The sequence below is a fragment of the Salinisphaera japonica YTM-1 genome (assembly GCF_003788585.1).
GTDB lineage: Bacteria > Pseudomonadota > Gammaproteobacteria > Nevskiales > Salinisphaeraceae > Salinisphaera > Salinisphaera japonica.
The window spans coordinates 91,841-111,170 of record NZ_AYKG01000023.1; the positions used below are offsets into that span (position 1 = coordinate 91,841).

The 19,330-nt window shown below is 61.0% G+C and carries 10 protein-coding genes; 8 read left to right on the forward strand and 2 right to left on the reverse strand.

The features are described 5' to 3' along the window. The first annotated feature begins 474 nt into the window (after window positions 1-474). Both SAJA_RS08445 and SAJA_RS08450 read left to right on the forward strand, forming a co-directional pair. Window positions 475-3,546: a TonB-dependent receptor gene (locus tag SAJA_RS08445; protein WP_221180176.1), complete on the forward strand. Its 3,072-nt coding sequence runs from the start codon at window positions 475-477 to the stop codon at window positions 3,544-3,546. 76 nt (window positions 3,547-3,622) lie between these two features. Further along, complete coding sequence (locus SAJA_RS08450) at window positions 3,623-5,458, forward strand: hypothetical protein (protein ID WP_123658225.1); 1,836 nt, start codon at window positions 3,623-3,625, stop codon at window positions 5,456-5,458. Between the two features lie 371 nt (window positions 5,459-5,829). Here the strand turns inward: SAJA_RS08450 and SAJA_RS08455 are convergent, their stop codons facing one another. After that, window positions 5,830-6,522, reverse strand: a complete 693-nt coding sequence (locus SAJA_RS08455; protein WP_184999815.1) for a porin family protein — start codon at window positions 6,520-6,522, stop codon at window positions 5,830-5,832. Window positions 6,523-7,017: 495 nt separating this feature from the next. Between SAJA_RS08455 and SAJA_RS08460 the strand changes: the two genes are divergently transcribed. From SAJA_RS08460 to SAJA_RS08485, 6 genes are all read left to right on the forward strand, one after another. After that, window positions 7,018-8,127: an AraC family transcriptional regulator gene (locus SAJA_RS08460; RefSeq protein ID WP_123658227.1), complete on the forward strand. Its 1,110-nt coding sequence runs from the start codon at window positions 7,018-7,020 to the stop codon at window positions 8,125-8,127. Between the two features lie 395 nt (window positions 8,128-8,522). Beyond that, window positions 8,523-12,365, forward strand: coding sequence for an Ig-like domain-containing domain (locus tag SAJA_RS08465; protein WP_123658228.1), 3,843 nt, complete (start codon window positions 8,523-8,525; stop codon window positions 12,363-12,365). 104 nt (window positions 12,366-12,469) lie between these two features. Next, complete coding sequence (locus tag SAJA_RS08470; RefSeq protein WP_123658229.1) at window positions 12,470-12,988, forward strand: hypothetical protein; 519 nt, start codon at window positions 12,470-12,472, stop codon at window positions 12,986-12,988. A 140-nt stretch (window positions 12,989-13,128) separates the two neighbouring features. After that, a complete protein-coding gene (locus SAJA_RS08475; RefSeq protein WP_123658230.1) occupies window positions 13,129-13,665 on the forward strand; it encodes a YgjV family protein in 537 nt (178 codons plus the stop codon). A 436-nt stretch (window positions 13,666-14,101) separates the two neighbouring features. Further along, on the forward strand, window positions 14,102-15,034 hold the full coding sequence (locus SAJA_RS08480) for an OmpW/AlkL family protein (protein WP_184999816.1): 933 nt from the start codon (window positions 14,102-14,104) through the stop codon (window positions 15,032-15,034). 136 nt (window positions 15,035-15,170) lie between these two features. Next, the gene (locus SAJA_RS08485; RefSeq protein WP_123658232.1) at window positions 15,171-16,250 is read left to right on the forward strand and encodes a hypothetical protein; all 1,080 of its coding nucleotides are present in this window, start codon (window positions 15,171-15,173) and stop codon (window positions 16,248-16,250) included. Window positions 16,251-16,627: 377 nt separating this feature from the next. On the opposite strand, the gene clpB is transcribed toward SAJA_RS08485, so the two are convergent. Next, the gene (gene clpB / locus SAJA_RS08490; protein ID WP_123658268.1) at window positions 16,628-19,213 is read right to left on the reverse strand and encodes an ATP-dependent chaperone ClpB; all 2,586 of its coding nucleotides are present in this window, start codon (window positions 19,211-19,213) and stop codon (window positions 16,628-16,630) included. Between the last annotated feature and the right edge of the window lie 117 nt (window positions 19,214-19,330).

Genomic DNA, 19,330 nt, shown 5'->3' on the forward strand with positions numbered 1-19,330 from the left:
ATAACAACACAGTAAAAGCGGAACCGGTGTCGCACTGGCCGAATAGTTTGTTGTTTTAAAGACGCGCTTCCAGCGTTTTCGCTCTTGTGTCATTTGTATCCATCCAAGTGACCATTGATCTCGCCCTTTTACGTATTGATATCTCGCCGAACCGATCGTCGTCGTCGTGTGCGGGCGTAATGCTGCGTGATTCTTTTATCTTTATTGTATATAGAAATGAAAATAATCGTTTATTAAAGCGCTTATTTATTAAAACTGTCACATAACTCTCGTAACGTGTTCGACATGCCGCCGGGGAGCGGCTACGGGGGAAGTGATCAGATCTAATCGGCTTTTAAATAAAGCCCGCATCCCCTCGCGTGTTTTTTAGCTTTAGTGCGGCCGGCCAGCGGTCTGCGCGGCGTTTGATGCGAGAGTCCAATGTGGAAATGCCTGCCAACAGCCGCTGTGGTCGTGGCTGCCAGTTGCCCGGTCATGGCCCAGCCCTCGGCCGATACGGCAACGACCGGCGCGGCAGGTGCAACGGCATCACAGGGCGAAGGTCAGATCGTGCTGTTCGTGTTCGACGGCGATGCGCCCGTCTCAGGCGCGCGGCTGCTCGCTGACGGGCAATCGATTGGCAAGACCGGCGCCGACGGTGGGGCAGTGGCCAAGCTGGCCGCCGGTCAGCACAACCTCGTGCTCAGGCAGGGCAGTACCAACGCGCTTGATCTGGATGTAATCACCCGGGCAGACGAACAGGTGCGCATCATCGCCACCCTGCGTGACGGCCAGGCCCCGGAGCTCAATATCCAGGGGGGCGGTAGCGGCCCGGTACTGGCCGGCGCCACCGATGCCGGTGAAGACGCCGGCACGATCAATGGCGTGGTGACCGGGCCCGGCGGCGGCCCACTATCCGGGGCAACCGTGCGCGTCCCGGCACGGGGTGTCTCAGCCGAAACCGGCGCCGACGGGCGTTTTGCCATCGACGTACCGCCGGGCACTTACAACCTGCGCGTCACACATCCGAATTACACCAGTGGCTCGGCGGCAGGGCTTCGCGTGGCGGCCAACGGCCAGGCCACGGCCAATGTCTCTCTTTCCGATTCGGGCATCAAACTGGCCGATTACACGGTCACCGCAGAGTATCTGGAAGGCAGTATCGCCTCGGAGATCGAGCTCCAGCGCGAATCCGACCAGATCACCAGCGTCATCGGCGCCGAGCAGATCGCCCGCACCGGCGATGCCAACGCGGCCGAAGCACTTCAACGGGTCAGCGGCCTGCTGATCGAGAACAACAAATACGCGGTCATCCGCGGCCAGCCGTATCGCTACACGCTGACCACCTTCAACGGCCTGCCGTTGCCCAGCCCCGATCCGATCATCGAGGCCGTGCCGCTGAACCTGTTCACCGACACCATCCTGGCCAATATCCAGGTTCAGAAAAGCTATTCGGCCGACAAACCGGGTAACTTTGGTGGCGGCCTGGTGGCACTCAATACCATCAGCACCCCGGACGAGCCGTTTGCCACGTTCAAGATCAGCACCGGGGCCAACACGTTGGCGACCGGCGAACTGGGGTTGACCTACAAAGGCAGCAACGAAGATCCTCTCGGCCAGGACGGCGGCGAGCGTGAATTGCCGGGCGGCGTGCCGGATGGGGACACGCTTGCCGGATTCACCCAGGCCGAGCGCCAGGCGGTCGGCCGCAGCTTCGATGATTTCTATATCGTCGAGGAGAAACAATTGCCGGCCGATATCGGCGCGGAGGCCGCCGCCGGCCGATCGTTTGATACCGACTACGGCACGTTCGGCGCGATCGTCACCGGCACCTATTCCCATGAGTATCGCCGCCAGATCGAGCAGGATAATTCCTATACCGCTTCGCAGGTCGACCCGCGGATCTCGTTTCTGGAAAACCGGACGGATCGTCAGATACAGCTCAGCGGGTTTCTCGCGCTGAGCGGCGAGTGGGATAACCACGCGGTCAAGAGCAACACCCTGTTCGTGCGCGACTCACAGGATCGCACCCAGATCAGCGAAGGCTATGACCTGACCAGCGATGGCCGCGACGAGCGCCGTTTTCTGCTCGAATTCCAACGGCGTGATCTGTTTCTGACCCAGCTGCTGGGTGAGCACGACTTCAAATGGTTTCAGGTTGACTGGCGCGGTCAGCACTCAGAAACCGAGCGTGACCGGCCCGATCGCTCGAGCTATCGCTATCAGCGGCCGTTCGGCTCGGACCGGCTCCCGAGTTTCTATGCCGATACGGGCTTGGAGCGCGACTTCAACGAGGTCAACGGCCAGCTCGATAGCGGCAACGGCGACGTGACGATTCCCCTGCCAGATATCGGCGATTTCAAATGGGATCTGCGCGGCGGCGGCGATATCAACGTCGGCAGCCGGGACTCCAATACTCGACGCTTCCAGTTCATCCCTCAGAACGATGTACGCCTGGACCGCCATGTGATCGAGCAGATCATCAACGACAACAAGATCCGAAACGACGGCTCGGGCGTGGCCTTCAACGAAGTGACACTCGCCTCGGACAGTTATACCGCGGATACCGACACCCGCGGCTACTACATCGGCGGCCATATGGGGTTCGACGAGTGGATCGAAACCGATTTCGGCGTGCGAAACACCAACGCCAATTACGAGGTGATCACCGGCGGCGGAACGGTCGGCGGCTTTGATCGTGAGTTCTGGCTACCGTCGGTCAACGTCACCGGCTCGATCACCGATGAGTTGCAGCTGCGGGCCAGCTACGGCCAGAGCGTGTCATACCCGCGTCTGGTCGAGCTTGCCGAAACCACGTTCTTCAATCCCGATACCGGCGAGCAGTTCATCGGCAACGCCCAACTGGCGCCCACCGAAATCGACAGCTACGACCTGCGACTCGAGTTTTATCCCTCATCGACGGAAAACCTCAATCTCGGCGTGTTCTACAAGCAGCTCGAAAACTCCATCGAGCAACAGTTTCTGCCGCTGGCCAGCGGCACCAGTCTGACCAGTTTCACCAACGGCCAGAACGGCGAGATCCTGGGGCTTGAAACCGGTGGGCGCGTGAGCTTCGACCGGGTCGTGCGTGCCGGCTGGGTGCCGTTCGACTGGGTGGCCAACACTTATTTCCAGGCCAACTTCGCGTTGTCCAACTCCAGCGTTGAGCTTGATCCCGAGGCCAGCGGTGCAGCCACGAACCAGCGCCGGCCCTTGACTGGCCAGGCCGATACGACGCTGAACCTGCAGCTGGGCTACGACGGCGATACGCAGGACTTCACGCTGCTCTATAACCGGGTCGGCTCGCGTCTGGATCAGGCGGGCACCAACAACCTGCCGGACATCTACCAGCAGCCGATCTCGTTCCTCGGGTTCACCTACAGCCTGGATCTGCCCACGCGGCTGCCGTTCATCGGGCCGATTCCGACGCTGTCCGGGGCTCAGATCAAGTTCAAGGGCGCGAACCTGCTCAACGCCGAACGTGAATATCGCCAGGGCGAGCGCCTGCAACGACGGGTCGAGTTCGGCCGCTCGTTCAGTGCGTCGCTACGCCTGAATCTTTTCTAGACGTCATGCATCGCGCGCCGCCGATGTCGATTTTTACAAGCGGTGCAATGGAAAAATCATCAGAGAGAGCATTTCTATGAACAAGCAACGAGTGGCCATGTTCCTGACGGCCGCCTCGGTGGCCCTCGTCGCCTCGGGCTGCGGCGGCGACGGGTCGGACATCATCGAAGGCGATACCAGCTTTTCCGGCGTCGGTGGTCAAGGCGGCCAGGGCGGCTCCGGCAGCGGTGGTTCCGGTGGCGGTGGCACGGACGGCGGCGGCGCCAACCCGGGCAATGATTCCATGGACGACGGGATGGATCCCGAAACCGGGATGATGACCAGCGGTGTGGCCGTGCAGAACTATGGCCAGGGCGGCGGCTATCTTCAGGCCGGTTTCTTGTACAACCAGGATATCCACCCGCTGCGCGCTGAAATCGACAGCGATTTCGACGGCGACGGCGTCGGCGTGGGTGATGCGATCACCCCGGGCGACCCGGGTAACTGCCCCGAAGGCACGTCCAACACGAACGCCACAGCCACGATCTTCGAGGGAACGCCGGCCTTTCCAGTCTGTGAGCTGAGCCAGAGCGCCGTGGGTGAGCCTGGCGATCAGGTCGAGACCATCAACCTCACGAACGGATTCGTCTATTATCTGACCGACCCGCTTCGTATCGGTAACGGATTCCGGCAGAACGCCACGGCCGATTCTGTGGACAACATCACGCTGAATATAGAAGGTGGCACACAGCTGTTCGCTGACCCCGGGATTGCCAACAGCGAAGGCGGGGCCTATCTGCGGATCACTCGTGGCTCGACGATCAATATCAACGGCACACAGCAACGGCCGGTGATCATGAGTGCGGCACGCCTGGAAAACGGTCAGATCGTGGAGCCGGCCAACTTCACCGAGATCGGCCAGTGGGGCGGCCTGGTATTGGACGGCTATGCGCCGACCAACGCCGAAGGTGAGGACGGTGGTGCCGTGCCCAACGAGGCCATCAGTGAAGCCGCCCCGTCACAGCAATCGAATTATTTCGGCGGTGGCGACACTGAAGATAGCAGCGGCGAAATCCATTATCTGGTCATCGGCGAAACCGGCGTGACCATCCGTCCGGATTCGGAAGTCCAGGGCATCACGATGGAAGGCGTGGGTGCCGGCACCGAGATCGATCATGTCCAGGTTTTTGGCTCGGGCGATGACGGTATCGAGTTCTTTGGCGGCACGGTGACTATGCAATATGTGCTGCTCAACGGCGCCGAAGACGACACGCTCGACATGGATCTGGGCTTCCAGGGCACGGTCAAGAACGTGATCGGTATCCAGGGCACCCAACGTGGGAACCGCACCATCGAGGCCGATGGTAACGGCAACGGCTTCGACTTCGAGCCCAAGACCACGCCGAATATCGCCAACGCCTTGTTGCTCGGCGCCGGCGATCAGCAGGACGGCTCGGCCGGCATGCTGGCCCGCGAAGGCTTCGGCGGCGATCTGGAAAACACGGTCGTCACCGATCTGGCCTCGGTGACCAATCGTGATAACGGCGCGTATTCGCAGGGCTGCTTCATCAATACCGATGAGGTCGATCCGGATCTGCAGGCCGCGGGCCTGGCGTTCTTCTGCACGAACGACGCCGATGGCGGCGTGCCGGGCCAGGCTGACGTCGATCCGAACCTGTACCCGACCTGGTACAACGGCATGTTCCAGCAGGACAGCGGCTCGGGCGACACCATGGGCGACTTCCGCGGCATGGAAGACCCGGACATCAGCGTGGACGCCACGAGCTTCATCGTGACCACCACCGTCGAGCCGGTTACCGACGGCACGAATGACGGTATCCAGGCTGATGCCTACATGGGCGCGGTCGACCCGGAGACTGCCGACGGCGAGGAATGGTTCCGGGGCTGGATCGTCAGCGTGGCCGGCGAATAAACCACCCCACGCTTAAGCCAGAACCAAAAAAGCGCCGATCGGCAAACCCGATCGGCGCTTTTTTATGATTCTTCGCAGATCACCGGGATTCGAGAATGAGAGTCCGCAAACAAACGCGAATGAAACGCAAATAAAGACCACAGGCCATACTGGTCACGGTCTATTCAAGCGAATCAAGTCCGTGATGAAGGCCCATGGAAGACGTCTTTCGGGATAACTCAATTTCAGCGCGCACGCGGTCGAACTGAGCGAGTCGCTTCGATGCCACATCGCACGTTATTTGCGCTCATTTGCGTTCTTTGCGGACGAGTCGCCTGACCCGCGGGCGTCCCACTCATCTGCGATGAACCTTTTTTATGGCTCATCGCTGATCAGCGATCTGGCGGCAGGATCGGGATCTGGAAGCCGATCTGCAGTAAATGACCGTCGATATCAAAATCATCGGCACGGCTATCCGAGCCCATTTCGACGTTCACATCGGCCTGGCGATAACGATATTCCGCGCGTAGCGATACACCCCAGGGATCGGGAATGCCGATATCGGTCAGTGCGATACGTGCCCCAGCACCCACGTCCCAGAACGAGCCGGTTTCACTGGGCTCGTCACCCAACCCGCCCACGCGATCGAAATCAAACTGGCTGAGCCCATAACTGGCCAGGCCATAAACGGGTAGACGATGCGGTAACGGAAAGACCAGCGCCGACAGCCCGTACTGAAAGATATTGACACTTTCGAAGACCGAGCCATCGATCGAGGCATCGCCGGCAAAATCGACGAACACTTCCCCCGTGAAATAAGACGTGAACGGCTTGCCGATGCTGATGGCCCCGCCCAGCGTATCGTCAAGGCTCGCCCCGTTGCTGTCGCCTAGCCAGGCCGCGCTGAGCATGGGGGCGATGTAGGGCCGTGCGTCATGGCCCAGGCTGTCAAAGGCGGGCTCGGCGGTTTGTTGATCAGCCGAGTCGACCCGGGATACTTCAGCCGCGGTCTGGGCCCAGCCGGTCTGTGTGATGGCCAGGCCGATGCCGGCCAGGGCAAAGAAATGCCCGGTTCTCATCTGCATGAGTGGTTCCCCCAAATAACGCATACAAAAAACCCGGGCTTTTAGTGCCGCGTGCGACGTATGCCTGAAAGATTCATAAAAGCATCACGATTGAATCACCCGGATATGACAGGGCGATGGCGATACGCTCGTACCGGTCTTGCATCGCGACAGGCCGGGTGGGTCGATTCCGCACTGCCGTGTCACGCGCCGGTTGGCGTGTCCTGTCGATGGCCGCGCCAGCCGGCGTCTTAGACCATCGTCGCGATCACCAACGCGGGTCGCATGATCGCGATATCGTGTGAAAGCGCAGCGCGACAGGGCTTGCGAGGCCGGCGTGACCTCACGATTGACTCGATCGCTGCCGGATCGTCGGCGACACGTTGTTGCACTCACCGACCTTGGTTGTATAAAACCGAACGGTAGTTTCAAGGTGCCACGAGTTCGCTGCGGAACTCATGGCGGGCTGGCGCGTGTCTCGCGCGAGCCGCGGCTTCGAATAGCACGAGGGAATGCATGCGCGATTCCGAAGCGTTGCTGAGAATGATCTTTCAAGCAGCCCGAGCAGCCGGGGTGTCTCGTGACGCGTTGGCCGCAGAGCTGAACTGTCCGCCCGCGTTTCTGGACAACCCTGAAGGACGTCATCCACACGAGCTGCAGGCTTATTTCTGGGCCGCCCTGGAAAAGCTCACCGGGGACGTCGAGATCGGCTTGAGCCTGTGTCGACACCTGCCGGGCTTTGACGGTCATCGTCTTGAATATGTTCTGCTCAGTAGCAGTACGCTACGCGAAGGGCTCATGTTCGCGCATCGGTATCGTCGTGTACTCAGCGATGCCATGGCGTTGCGTCTTGTGGATGGTTCCAGCGGCGAGCATCTAGAGATACAGGCGGCAGCATACGAGGGGCCACAGCGTCGCCACACCGATATCTGCGTGGTCTATGCGGTGCTGCGCGCGCTTCGAATCGTGCCACTTGCCGCACCGCCGTCCCGGGTGCATCTGGCGTTTGAGGCACGCCTGTCGCCGGCGGTCTACGAGACGTTGTTCGGCTGCCCCGTGGTCTTCGCAGCGCCGATCAATCGAATCGAGATACCGCCGGGCATGTTGGATGCGCCGCTGCCCCTGGCCGATCCGGATATCGCCGATCTGCATCGGCGCATGGTGGCCAGCAAGATCGCGCCAATCGAGCGACAGGATATCGTCGATCATATTCGCTCGGCGCTCTACGCTCGCAGCCTGACGCATGAGGGCGTGAGCGCGACGTTGTCGGATCTCGCCGTTCTTCTCGGTGTTCCAGAGCGTCGTATACGCGATGCTCTGGGCGATAGCGGGACATCGTTTCGTAATCTGCTGACCGAGATCCGAGCCTGTGTCGCGGAACATCTGCTGCGCGATACCAACGCACCGCTGGATTATGTCGCTCGGGCGGCAGGATTCATGGATCGCACGGCGCTGTCTCGCTCGTTCGGGGCGACCCGCGGATTGCCGCCTCTTCGATACCGCCGCCAGGCCCAGGCTCGGGCACGGCGTGCGGGTGCAAGAACACGCTTGCGAGACCCGGAAGACGTCCTGCAAGAGCTCAAGCGCAACGCCGACCGCCGGCTGATCACGGATCGGATCGAGTAGCCGCCACAAGTCCGCTGCCAGGCACGGGGGCGTCCCATGAGCCAGCGCGACCGATCGGTCGCGAGAGCTGCTGTGAGCTATTTCCATGCTCGTGGCCCGTATTCCAACCAAAGTCGAATGCTGCCTTAAAAAAGCCTTCTAACAATTGCTTGCGATCAAATTTGACTCCAGTGACGTCGCGCGCTGCGGTGGCGTCACATCTCGCGGCGACAAACATGATTCAACAGGTGGGCGGGCATGGCGCATGTCCGGTTGGCATCGTGTTTTTACCGAGATGGGGGATCGGATCGATGGGTGATCTTTTTAGGACGAGGCTGCCTGGTGACCAGGCAGGCGTTTCAAAACCTTTCCGCAGGTCTGCGCAAGCGTTGCGCGTCTGTATCGTGGGGGCTGTTGTGGCCACCACGTTTACCGCCTGCGATTCGGGCGATGGCGGGGACAACGGCGGCGTTGGCCAGCCGGACAGCGGCGCCGCCGTCGGCGCGATCGATGCCAACGCACCGGCCGGTCTGGCGTTCTCCTACCCGATCGATGGCCAGACCGATGTGTATCCGGGTACCACGATCGTCTTTGCGTTTTCGGGCGAAGCCGAGGGCGATGTAGCGCTGATCGATACCGAAAGTGGCCAGGCGTTACCGGCCGCCGTCGTCGCGCAGGGCAACGGGATCTACAACATTCGGCCTGCGGACTCCGATGCCCGAATGGCGCCGGCGACTACCTATGCCGTTGTGGCCCGTGGGCGTATCGGCGATGACGACAACACGGCGTTTGAAGACGGTGAGAGCCTGTTCGCCTTCACCACGGCGCCGGCCATCGGCGCCTCTGTAGCCGATGACTTCACGCTGGTGAACTTCCCCAGTGGTAGCGACGCCGGGTTTCCGATCGCGGGTACGGCCTTGCCGTTCACCCAGTTCAACACCGTGCGTGCGCGCTTCTCGCAGGCAGTCGATGTGTCACACGTCAAACTCTGCCGCGGGACTGAAACGCTGGGCCAGGACGGTTGCAGCGTGGCTGTTACCGGTGCCGACGGGCGAAACGTTGCCGGTCGCCTGAATGTGGCCGGGCGTGATCTGGTTTTTGATCCGGGCACTATCGCGCCGGACCCCGCCAACCAGAACGCCGACCAGTACGCGAACGACGATCTGGCCGCGGATACACGCTATAGCGTGGATTTCGGCGACGAATTCGTCTCCACCTCGGGTGCTTCGTTGTCGGGCACGGCCTCGTTTTCGATCCGCCCGCTTGCCATCAATACGGGGGATCGGGTCGATGTCGTCCAGCGACTGCGTATCGGCAATATTGGTGATGACGATGATGACACCAGCCCGGTGACCGGGCGTACGGCCAACAACATCGAACTGGCCAGCCAACTTATTGGTCGTTATGACCTGGCCGCAGTGCCGTCGCCGGAGCAGGGCGGTCTGCAGGTTCGTCTGGCTGCCTTCAACGGGCCGCGTTTTGGCGGCACGATTCCGACGTTGCTGCCACGCGGGCAGAAATTTCTGCTCAAGGATTTCAACCTGGCGCTGGGCAGTCGTCTGGGCGATGACGGCACGTTCGATGAAGCGGTTGTGGACACCCCGGCCGATCTCGACGGCATGCAGATCCAGTTCGCCAACGACTCGGATGTCTATTTGCTGGCCAATGATCTATCGAATATCGGTAGCCCGGCCCGTGTAACGCAGCGCCTGGACTTGAATATCTTCGGCCAGGTTGCTCCCAACAGCCCGATCGCCGCGCTGGCCAATGGGGTGGTCAACCAGACCGCCTTGAATATCCTGGCCTCAGGCGTTGCGGTGCCCCAGGAAAACGGCGACATCAGTCTGGTGCTGTACGGCAGTTTTCCGATCTCGGTCAACGCAGACGGGCGCGCGGCGGTCAACTTCGAGCTGGAGCTGACATTGCCGGCAAGCACCGACGATCAGCCCCGGATCATGGCTGACATGACCAACCCGCGGATCACGGCACAGTATCCCAGCGCGTGCACCTACACGTTCAACGTGGCAGACACCGATAACGAGCAGCTGTTTGAAAGCGGCGATATCGTTGGCGGTTTGACCGGTACAACCACGCTGTCGGCCACTGAATCGAATTGTATTTCGGTGTTGAACGAGCGCCGCGTGGTGTCGGCCGGGGAGCAGGAAACTGACTTCCTCGACGACTTCGACCCGGACGCCACCTACAACGCCACGCGCCCCGTAGCCGACAGCCTGCCGCTGGGGGCCTCGCCGTCGCTGCTGTTCTCCGAGCCTGTGGATCCTGCATCCCTGGTTGGCAACGTCACGCTCGTGGCCGATGAAAACAGCAGCCCCGTGACCGTACGCATGCACGCCGAGGGCGCGAGTGTGGTTATTGATCCCGTTCGTCGTCTGGCACCGGATACCGCCTACACGCTGCGTGTGAACTCACGCGTGACCGACATGAGCGGCAACCCGGTGGCACTGGCCGGCGATTTTCCGGACAGCGCGATCGTTTCCAGCGTTAAGTTCACGACCGAGCCGATGGTCATCCCCTTCGACGAGGCGGGTGATCCCGTCGCGGTGAGTGATGACGTCAACGAGGCGGTTTTCCAGACCGCGCCTTTCGTCACCGCCATCTCGGTGGGCCTTGCCTGTCCGCTGATCCCCGAGAGCGGCGACTACCTCGACGGTGGCGACGTAGCCGGCCGGTGCGTCGGCGATACCCCCAGCGAGCAGGCCGTGACGATCCCGGCGGTCATACCGTTCTTCCCGGTTGCGGTCGAGCAGGCAGCCAGCCCGACACGGCGTTATGACGTGTTCTCTCAGCCGGTCAACGCGCCGATCGAGGTGTATTTCAGCAAGCCCGTGCAGAAAGCCACGATATCGCTGGCCGATGGATGCTTGTCGGGCGGTAGTGGCAATGACAACGCGGATGCCACGATCGCGATCCAGCGCATGGACGGCTCGGGCAACTGTGAACGGGCCGTTCCCGGCCAGTTGAGCACCCTGGGTAACGGGGCGCTGACCACTGGCTTCGCGTTTCAGCCGGCACGGCCGTTCGAGCGCGGCGCGCGTTACTGGGTCGTGATCTGTGGCAGCGCATCGGGCGATGACGACGGGCAGGAGAACGACTGCACGAGCGGGCGCACCATCATGGGCCAGAGCGGCCTTGCCCTGAATACCGACCCGCTGACGGGTACCGGCACGCGACGCGACGGCCAGGCCAATCAGCCCGGTCTGAACACGGACGATGTGCCGGGGGGTGGCGACGACGTCCCCGGAACCGTGGTCGTGAGCTGCTTCGTCTCGAACGAAGAGGCCGGCGGGCCGGATATCCGCATGCCGTTCAACGGCGTGCCTGCTACGCCCGACTACGCGACCACCGTGCGTGCCCTGCCCAAGACCGATACCAATGGCAACGGCTTTCTCGACAATACGCCGACCGCTGAGAGCCAGATCGAGGATCCAACGGCCAAGGTGATAAGCGGCGTGAATAGCGGCAATGACCGCGGGCCGAGCACCACAGTGTTCAACGATGCCTACGGGCGAGAGCGGGTTCAGGTGGCCAACGCAGTCTATGCCCGAACATTGAACAGCTTTGCGCAGTTCGGCTTCGGCTCAGAAGTCGCACCCGCCGAAGCCGGGTTCCTGGGCGGCGAGCGACCCATTGTTCTAGGGCCGGCCTTAAGCGGCTCGGACTGTAACGTCAACAATATAAGGCTGGAGAACGATACGCCGGTCGTCTCAAACGGCTCGCCGAACTCGTGTATCCCGATTGATCTGCCGCCGGGTGGTTTGTTGACGCTTACGAGCCTGCCCGCGCTGGGTGCAACGCCCACGGGTCGGTTGTTGCTGCGCTTCCCCAATCGGGTGGTCGACGGCCAGGCAACCGGCCAGCCCCAGCGTGGCTACATCGTGCCGAAATGCAGCGGGACCTTCCCGGCTTCTGGCGAGGTCGAGAGCTTCGATTACGACTACAGCCCGTGTTTTGTTGCCGATCTGCAATTGACGCTTAACGCCCCGGACACTGTGTTTTCAGCCGGCCAGGGCCTGGGGATCGAGCAACAGGACATCAGCCTTCAGGTGTTTGGGCCGGTGGCGTTCGAGCAGGACGGCCGGCTGGTGATCGCCACGCGTAACTCGAGGGCCTTCGCTATCACCGCGAAACTGGGCTTTGCGGGCAATACGGGCCCGCTGGACGCGCCGATACCGGCGGGCTATCAGACGCTCCAGCTGATTGGCCCGGCTCTGCACGGCGGACTGGCTTTCCCACAGTGATCGCATGATTTGACACTTGCGCGCCCGTGGGCGGGCAAGTGCCGATTTTTTCAAACCGTTGCAAGCGCAACATCCGACAAACCAACTCCTAGGGAGAAGACAAGATGAACAACATCATCAAGAAATCGCTGATTGGCGGCGCCATGGTTCTCGGTAGCGTGGGTATCGCCCAGGCCGCGACCGTGACACCGGGCGTGGGCACCTATTCCTTCGCCGGCCCGGCCACGCTGTCGGCGTTCGGTATCAACCCGATGTGCACGCTCGAGCTGACCGGTGACGTGCAGAAGAACGGCAACGGCGGCGTGACCGTCACCGTGACTGACGGCGATGCCACCGGTGGCTTCGCCTGTGGCTTCGTGGGCTTCGAGTTCCCGTGGACCGCGGAAGTCTCGGCCGACCAGATCCCGGCCGACCCGACGCAATCCGTGCCGATCATGTTCGACAACGTGGTCGTGACCGCCATCGGCAGCAACTGCACGGATGAGCCGACCTCGCTCCCGGCCATCTTCTCGAACGGTGATCCGATCAGCGAGCCGTCCTCGTTCAGCTTCAATGCCAATATCGGCAGCTGTGCGGTCAACGGCACCGTCTCGGCACAAAGTGATGTGAACGTCACGCAGTAATACGCACTGTTGTGTCAGCGCCCGGGCGATATCGTCCGGGCGTTTTTTTGTCTGGCGCGAGCGCCGGGTATCGCGCGTTCTCTTCGTCACACGAGCTTGTCAGGGGCCGTGTTATCGGCCAGCTTGTAGGCCGTATTCCAATGGACGATGCCGTGTTTGACGATATCTCGTGGGCCTGGTGGGCCGGCCAGGGTTTCGGGCTCGCGGCCCTGGTGCTTTGTGTGCTCGGGTTCGCGAGCCGGCACGACGAACGTCTTTTTCTGCGTTTGTTGTTGGCGAATGTGGCTTTCACGCTTCAATTCGCGCTGTTGGGGAGCTGGGTCGCGGCCGGTATCACCGCACTCATCGTGCTCCGTATCCAGCTTGTGCGTCGTTACAAGGGCTCCTGGCTCGTCATGTCAGGGATGCTTGTTGCCACGCTTGTCGTCGCGCTGCCCGGGCTCGGCTCGTTGCATGCGCTGTGGCCGCTGGCGGCCGGCCTCATCGGAACGCTGGCCATGTTCATGTTCGAAGGCATCCCCATGCGCTGGTTGCTGGCGGTGGCGGCGTTCTGCTGGGTGATGGCGAATCTTCTGGTCGGGTCGATCGGTGGCACCGCTGCAGAAATACTTATTCTGGTCACCAATCTCGTCACTATCGGGCGGTTGATGCGGGCTCGTCGTTCGCGTGTGTCGTAACTTGCCGAGAACCGGCGTCGCAGGCCCCGAATCGACCTCTAAATGATGCGGAGAAAACATCACAAGAAGAGCATAAAAGACAAAATAAGCTGGTATGCGCCGAAAGTCGAAAGACCCTTTTTAACAATTTTATATCAATAACTTAGGCTTTTTTTTGACCCGATTGCCGGTTTTTTTTGGGGTCGAGTCATCCCGTTATCGCTAATTTATGGTTCAAAGAGAGTCATAGGGACTGTTGGGGAGTCGCAAGAGCGCCATGCGGCGCGTTATCCCGCTGCTGATGAGAAACGTCATGGCGTACGGAGACGGACTCATACGACACCGCATAGACCCTGAAGCCAGCCGCGGCACTTGTGTGTTGTACGCGAGCGTCGTGGCATTACCGGTAGAACGAATTGATTCGTTAATAACGACAAACGTCGATAGGGGAAAACCGATGGGGATCAAGAGCGCGCCGCTGCGGGTCAATACCGGCATATTTGCCGCAGCGTTGATCGGTATGGGAGGTCTGCTGGCAAACGGCACGGCTGTAGCACAGGGACAGATGCGCGATATGGAAGCTACGGGCGGCGATACGCTCATCGGCGACGCCATCAGCTTCGTCGGCAATAATCTTTATTTTCGTTTCGGTGCCGGTTACCTCGATTATTACGGCACGTCGTCCGAACTCAAGGTCGAGGATGCGAAAGGTCTGGCCGCGCAGGCATTCGGCCCGGGCGAATCCAGCCTGGACGGCACGGGCACATCGCTCAACGACAAGATGTTCCCTTCGGGCACGCTGGGGCTCTATATCCCCTGGACCAATCATCACCTGGCCACCGAGGTCACCATCTCCGCGCCCATCAAACTCGACTTCCAGGTCGACGGCGCCGCCGCAACATCGTCACTGGCGCCCGACGCGCTGGGCGGCAACGGCCCGGGCAACACGATCAATCCGGGCGTGCCCACGCTTAACCGAAATATCGGCCAGCTCAAGGCCTTGCCGCCGAACATCAGCTTCGTCTATCGACCGTTCGTGAATACTCGTATCCAGCCGTATATCGGCGTGGGGGCGATGTATCTCTATACCTACGACACCGACATCAACGAGCCGCTGCTGAACTCGGTCAACGAGCCCACGCTGTATCTGTCCAAACCCTGGGCCTGTACCGGCAAGCTCGGCTTCGATATCAATATCACCGAAAAGTTTTTCGTCGGCGCCGAGGCTCAGTACATCGGCTGTGCCGAGGTCAAGGCCGAGCTCAACGATATCTCGATTCGAGCGGATAATATCTCTGACACGTTCGGACCGGTGGATGTGGGCAAGGTCAGCTCGACCAACAGCTTCGAGGCCGTACTTTACCAGGTCTCAATGGGCGTTCGGTTCTAGACAGCCGTTTCAAGACCTTGGCCGGGCCAGTACAAAACGTACGTTTTAAAGTCTCCCTTTGCATGACGACGTTCAGGACTCGGCCCTTTTAATTTCCGCAACACGCCGCGGCGGGTTGCGAGCGGGGAACAGCATCATGAAATCATCACGTTTTACCCGATGGGTCACGACCGGGGCGATCGCCGGTCTGACCGGGTTGGCACTCTCGGGCTGCGGTTTGATCTACAAGCCCGTGGGCCATACGCTCAATCACTACAGTCTCGACGAGATCGTGCCCTATGCGTTGGGCAGTGGTGATCTTGACCTGGCTGCCTGTGGCACCGGCATGGGCCTGAATCAGCTGGGCGGCAGCTTCTCACGCGTGATAAACCGCCCGGCGCGCTTGATGATCGTGACCAACACCACCGCCTCGTTCTGTTCGGAAATGCAGGCACAGAAATATCACCTGTTGGTACAGCGCAACCTGCATAACGGCAACACGGATGTCGCCCAGGACAACCGTATCGTGGCCCAGCGCTGGGAGCGGCTGACCGCACTTCGTCGTTATCAGGTCTACAACGACACGGTCGAAGCCTATGGAGAAATCGGCGCGGAAAAATGCCCGAATCTATCCAACGAGCTGGGCACCGATCAGGACGAGTTCGTCTATCTGACCGGCGTGCTGGTGGGCGTGCAGGGCCTGCTCAACGATATTCAGGCGAATTCATCGGTGGGTATCCCGCAGAACGTGGCCGCCAAGGCCGGGCGTGCATCTGAGTGCATCGACAACATCAAGTGGTGGGGCGTGCCCAAGGCCCTGGAAGCCGTGGTGTGGCTGTCGGTGCCGGGTAATGCGCCGCAAGACGCGGATCCATGGGCCCAGCTTCGCCAGGCCTCAGCCCAGGGCAAGCAGGCCGGCATCGCCTTGCCAGCCATGCTTTACGCGCTGGCCGCCTATGGCCAGTCAGACACGGCCAGGGAGAAAGAAGCCATCAAGATGGTGGCCGATATCTACAACGCCTATGACCCGGGCCAGAAGCCGGACGATCGCGACGAGGACAACGCTGCGGCCCAGTATCTGCTCTTGAATCAGATTGCCTACAACGAAGCGCTTTATCTGTCGGATCGAATCTGGATCGACGATGAAGGGCATCGTACGCCGCTCGTGGCGCTGGGCAGCTTCCCGGGTGAGGGTGGAGCCACCCAGGAGATCGATGCCGATAGTTATCTGAACTGACCGGCTCTCGGTGCGCAAACGAAAAAGGCCCGCTGAAGATCAGCGGGCCTTTTTTGGTTCATCGCAGATTAGCGCCACGCCACGCCGCGCAGGCGAATCGTCCGCAAAGAACGCAAATGAGCGCAAATAACGTGCGATATGGCATCGAAGTGACTCGCGCAGCCCGAACGCGTGCGCGCTGAACGTAGGTTATCCCGAAAGACGTCTTTCATGGGCCTTCATCGCCAACTTGATTCGCAGGAATAGCGCGTAATCACCATGGCCTGTGGTCTTTATTTGCGTTTTATTCGCGTTTATTTGCGAACTGTCATTCTTGAATCCCGGTAATCTGCGAAGGACTTTTCCTGGCGTCGTTATATACGGCTTGATCAGCGCTATTAGACGGCTTTTGTGAAGGCCAGCGTCTGCGATGCATCATCTGCGATATCGATCTCGACCGTATCACCGGCCACGAACTCACCGGACAGGATACGCTTGGCCAAGGGGTTTTCGACCAGTGTCTGAATCGAGCGCTTGAGCGGGCGCGCCCCATAGACCGGGTCGAAGCCGGCTTCGGCCAGCTTGTCGAGCGCGGCATCGGTCACGGCAAGTACCAGATCACGCTCGGCCAGACGGGCTTCCAGGGCCTGCATCTGGATACGCGCGATCTTGCGAATCTCCTCGCGGGCCAGCGGATGGAAGACCACGGATTCATCGATACGGTTGATGAATTCGGGCCGGAAATGCTGGCCGACGACCTCCATGACCGATTCACGCATGGTCTCGTAATCGGTATCGGCGAGCTCCTGAATCAGTTGGCTGCCTAGGTTGGAGGTCATCACGATCACGGTGTTGCGAAAATCCACCGTGCGGCCCTGGCCGTCGGTGAGCCGACCGTCGTCGAGCACCTGCAAGAGCACGTTGAAGACATCGCCGTGGGCTTTTTCGACCTCGTCGAGCAGGATCACCGAGTACGGCTTGCGCCGCACGGCCTCGGTCAGAAAACCGCCTTGTTCATAGCCGACATAGCCGGGCGGTGCACCGATCAGCCGGGCCACGGAATGTTTTTCCATGAACTCGGACATATCGATACGCACCATCGCGTCCTGGGTATCGAACAGGAAACTGGCGATCGACTTGCACAGTTCGGTCTTGCCCACGCCGGTCGGGCCCAGGAACAGGAACGAGCCGATGGGCCGTGCCGGATCACTCAGGCCCGAGCGCGAGCGCCGGATCGCATCCGATACCGCGCCCACGGCCTCGTTCTGGCCGATGACCCGCTCGTGTAGCGAATCCTCCATGCGCAAGAGCTTGTCGCGCTCGGCCTCCAGCATGCGATTCACCGGTATGCCGGTCCAGCGCGAGACGATCTCGGCGATCTCTTCGTCGGTGACGTTGTCGCGCAAGAGCTTGAAGTCGGCCGGCTTGGACTCGGCGGCTTGGGCCTCGGCCAGCTCACGCTCCAGCGCCGGGATCTTGCCGTACTGAATTTCGGCCATGCGTTCATAATCACCCGCGCGCTGAGCGGCTTCCAGCTCGCGCTTGGCCTGGTCGAGCTCTTCGCGCTTGTTGGCCGCGCCCTCGACGCTGGCTTTTTCGGCTTTCCAGATCTCTTCCAGATCGGAATACTCGCGATCGGCAGCGGCGATCTCGTCTTCCAGGCGCTCCAGGCGTGCCTTGGAGCCGTCATCGGACTCTTTCGACAAGGCCTGGCGCTCGATCTTGAGCTGGATACGGCGTCGATCGATCCGATCCATCTCTTCCGGCTTGGAATCGATCTCGATCCGGATCTTCGAGGCGGCCTCGTCGATCAGGTCGATCGCCTTGTCGGGCAGCTTGCGATCGGTGATATAGCGCTGCGACAGCTTGGCCGCGGCGATGATCGCGCCGTCGGTGATATCCACGCCGTGATGGACCTGATAACGATCCTTCAACCCGCGCAGGATCGCGATCGTGTCTTCCAGATCCGGCTCGTCGACCATCACTTTCTGGAAACGCCGCTCCAGCGCGGCATCTTTTTCGATGTTCTCGCGATACTCGTTGAGCGTGGTGGCGCCAATGCAGTGCAGCTCACCGCGGGCCAGTGCCGGCTTGAGCATATTGCCCGCATCCATCGAGCCTTCGGTCTTGCCGGCCCCGACAAGCGTATGGATCTCGTCGATGAACAGCACGATCCGGCCTTCCTGCTTCGACAGATCCGACAGCACGCCTTTCAGACGATCCTCGAACTCACCGCGATACTTGGCGCCGGCGATCATCGCGGCCAAGTCGAGTACCAGCACGCGCTTGTCGCGCAGGGATTCCGGCACCTCGCCGTTGATGATGCGCTGGGCCAGGCCCTCGACGATCGCGGTCTTGCCCACGCCCGGATCGCCCACGAGGGTGGGGTTGTTCTTGGTGCGGCGTGATAGCACCTGGATCACGCGGCGGATCTCTTCGTCGCGGCCGATGACCGGGTCGAGCTTGCCTTGTTCGGCGCGCTCGGTCAGATCCGTGGTGTATTTATCCAGCGCGCCGCGCTGTTCCTCGGCGTTGGCATCGGCGACGTTTTCGCCGCCGCGCATGGCATCAATCTGGCGCGTGAGGTTGTCGCGCGTGGCGCCGGCGTTCTTGAGGATCTTGCCGACTTCGGATTTGTCTTCGAGCATGGCGAGCAGGATCAGCTCGCTGGCGATATATGAATCGCCACGCTTCTGGGCCAGCTTGTCGGCCAGATTGAGCACGCGCACCAAGGCCTGGCTGGCGCCGACATCGCCGGTCGGCTCGCCCACCGTGGGCAGGGTATCCAGCGTTTTCATCAGCTGGTTGCGGATCTCGCGCACGGCCAGGCCCGCACCGTCCAGTACCGGGCGCACGGTGCCGCCCTCGGCATCGAGAAGTGCGGTGAGCAGGTGGGCCGGCTGTATTTCGTTGTGGTCACGCCCCACGGCCAGGCTCTGGGCATCGGCCAGTGCCTGCTGGAGCTTGCTGGTGAGTTTGTCCATTCGCATAGTGTTCAACCCTTGTCAGATACGGCCATGACGCCGCACGTGATCTATCGATGTTCTATTAATAGGACCATGCGCAAACAATTCAACCACTGTTTGAAACATCGTCTAAAA

Coding starts and splice junctions, on each gene's coding strand:
- SAJA_RS08445 (WP_221180176.1), top strand. CDS start 475: ATGGCCCAGCCCTCGGCCGATACGGCAACGACCGGCGCGGCAGGTGCA.
- SAJA_RS08450 (WP_123658225.1), top strand. CDS start 3,623: ATGAACAAGCAACGAGTGGCCATGTTCCTGACGGCCGCCTCGGTGGCC.
- SAJA_RS08455 (WP_184999815.1), bottom strand. CDS start 6,522: ATGCAGATGAGAACCGGGCATTTCTTTGCCCTGGCCGGCATCGGCCTG.
- SAJA_RS08460 (WP_123658227.1), top strand. CDS start 7,018: ATGCGCGATTCCGAAGCGTTGCTGAGAATGATCTTTCAAGCAGCCCGA.
- SAJA_RS08470 (WP_123658229.1), top strand. CDS start 12,470: ATGAACAACATCATCAAGAAATCGCTGATTGGCGGCGCCATGGTTCTC.
- SAJA_RS08475 (WP_123658230.1), top strand. CDS start 13,129: ATGGACGATGCCGTGTTTGACGATATCTCGTGGGCCTGGTGGGCCGGC.
- SAJA_RS08480 (WP_184999816.1), top strand. CDS start 14,102: ATGGGGATCAAGAGCGCGCCGCTGCGGGTCAATACCGGCATATTTGCC.
- SAJA_RS08485 (WP_123658232.1), top strand. CDS start 15,171: ATGAAATCATCACGTTTTACCCGATGGGTCACGACCGGGGCGATCGCC.
- clpB (WP_123658268.1), bottom strand. CDS start 19,213: ATGGACAAACTCACCAGCAAGCTCCAGCAGGCACTGGCCGATGCCCAG.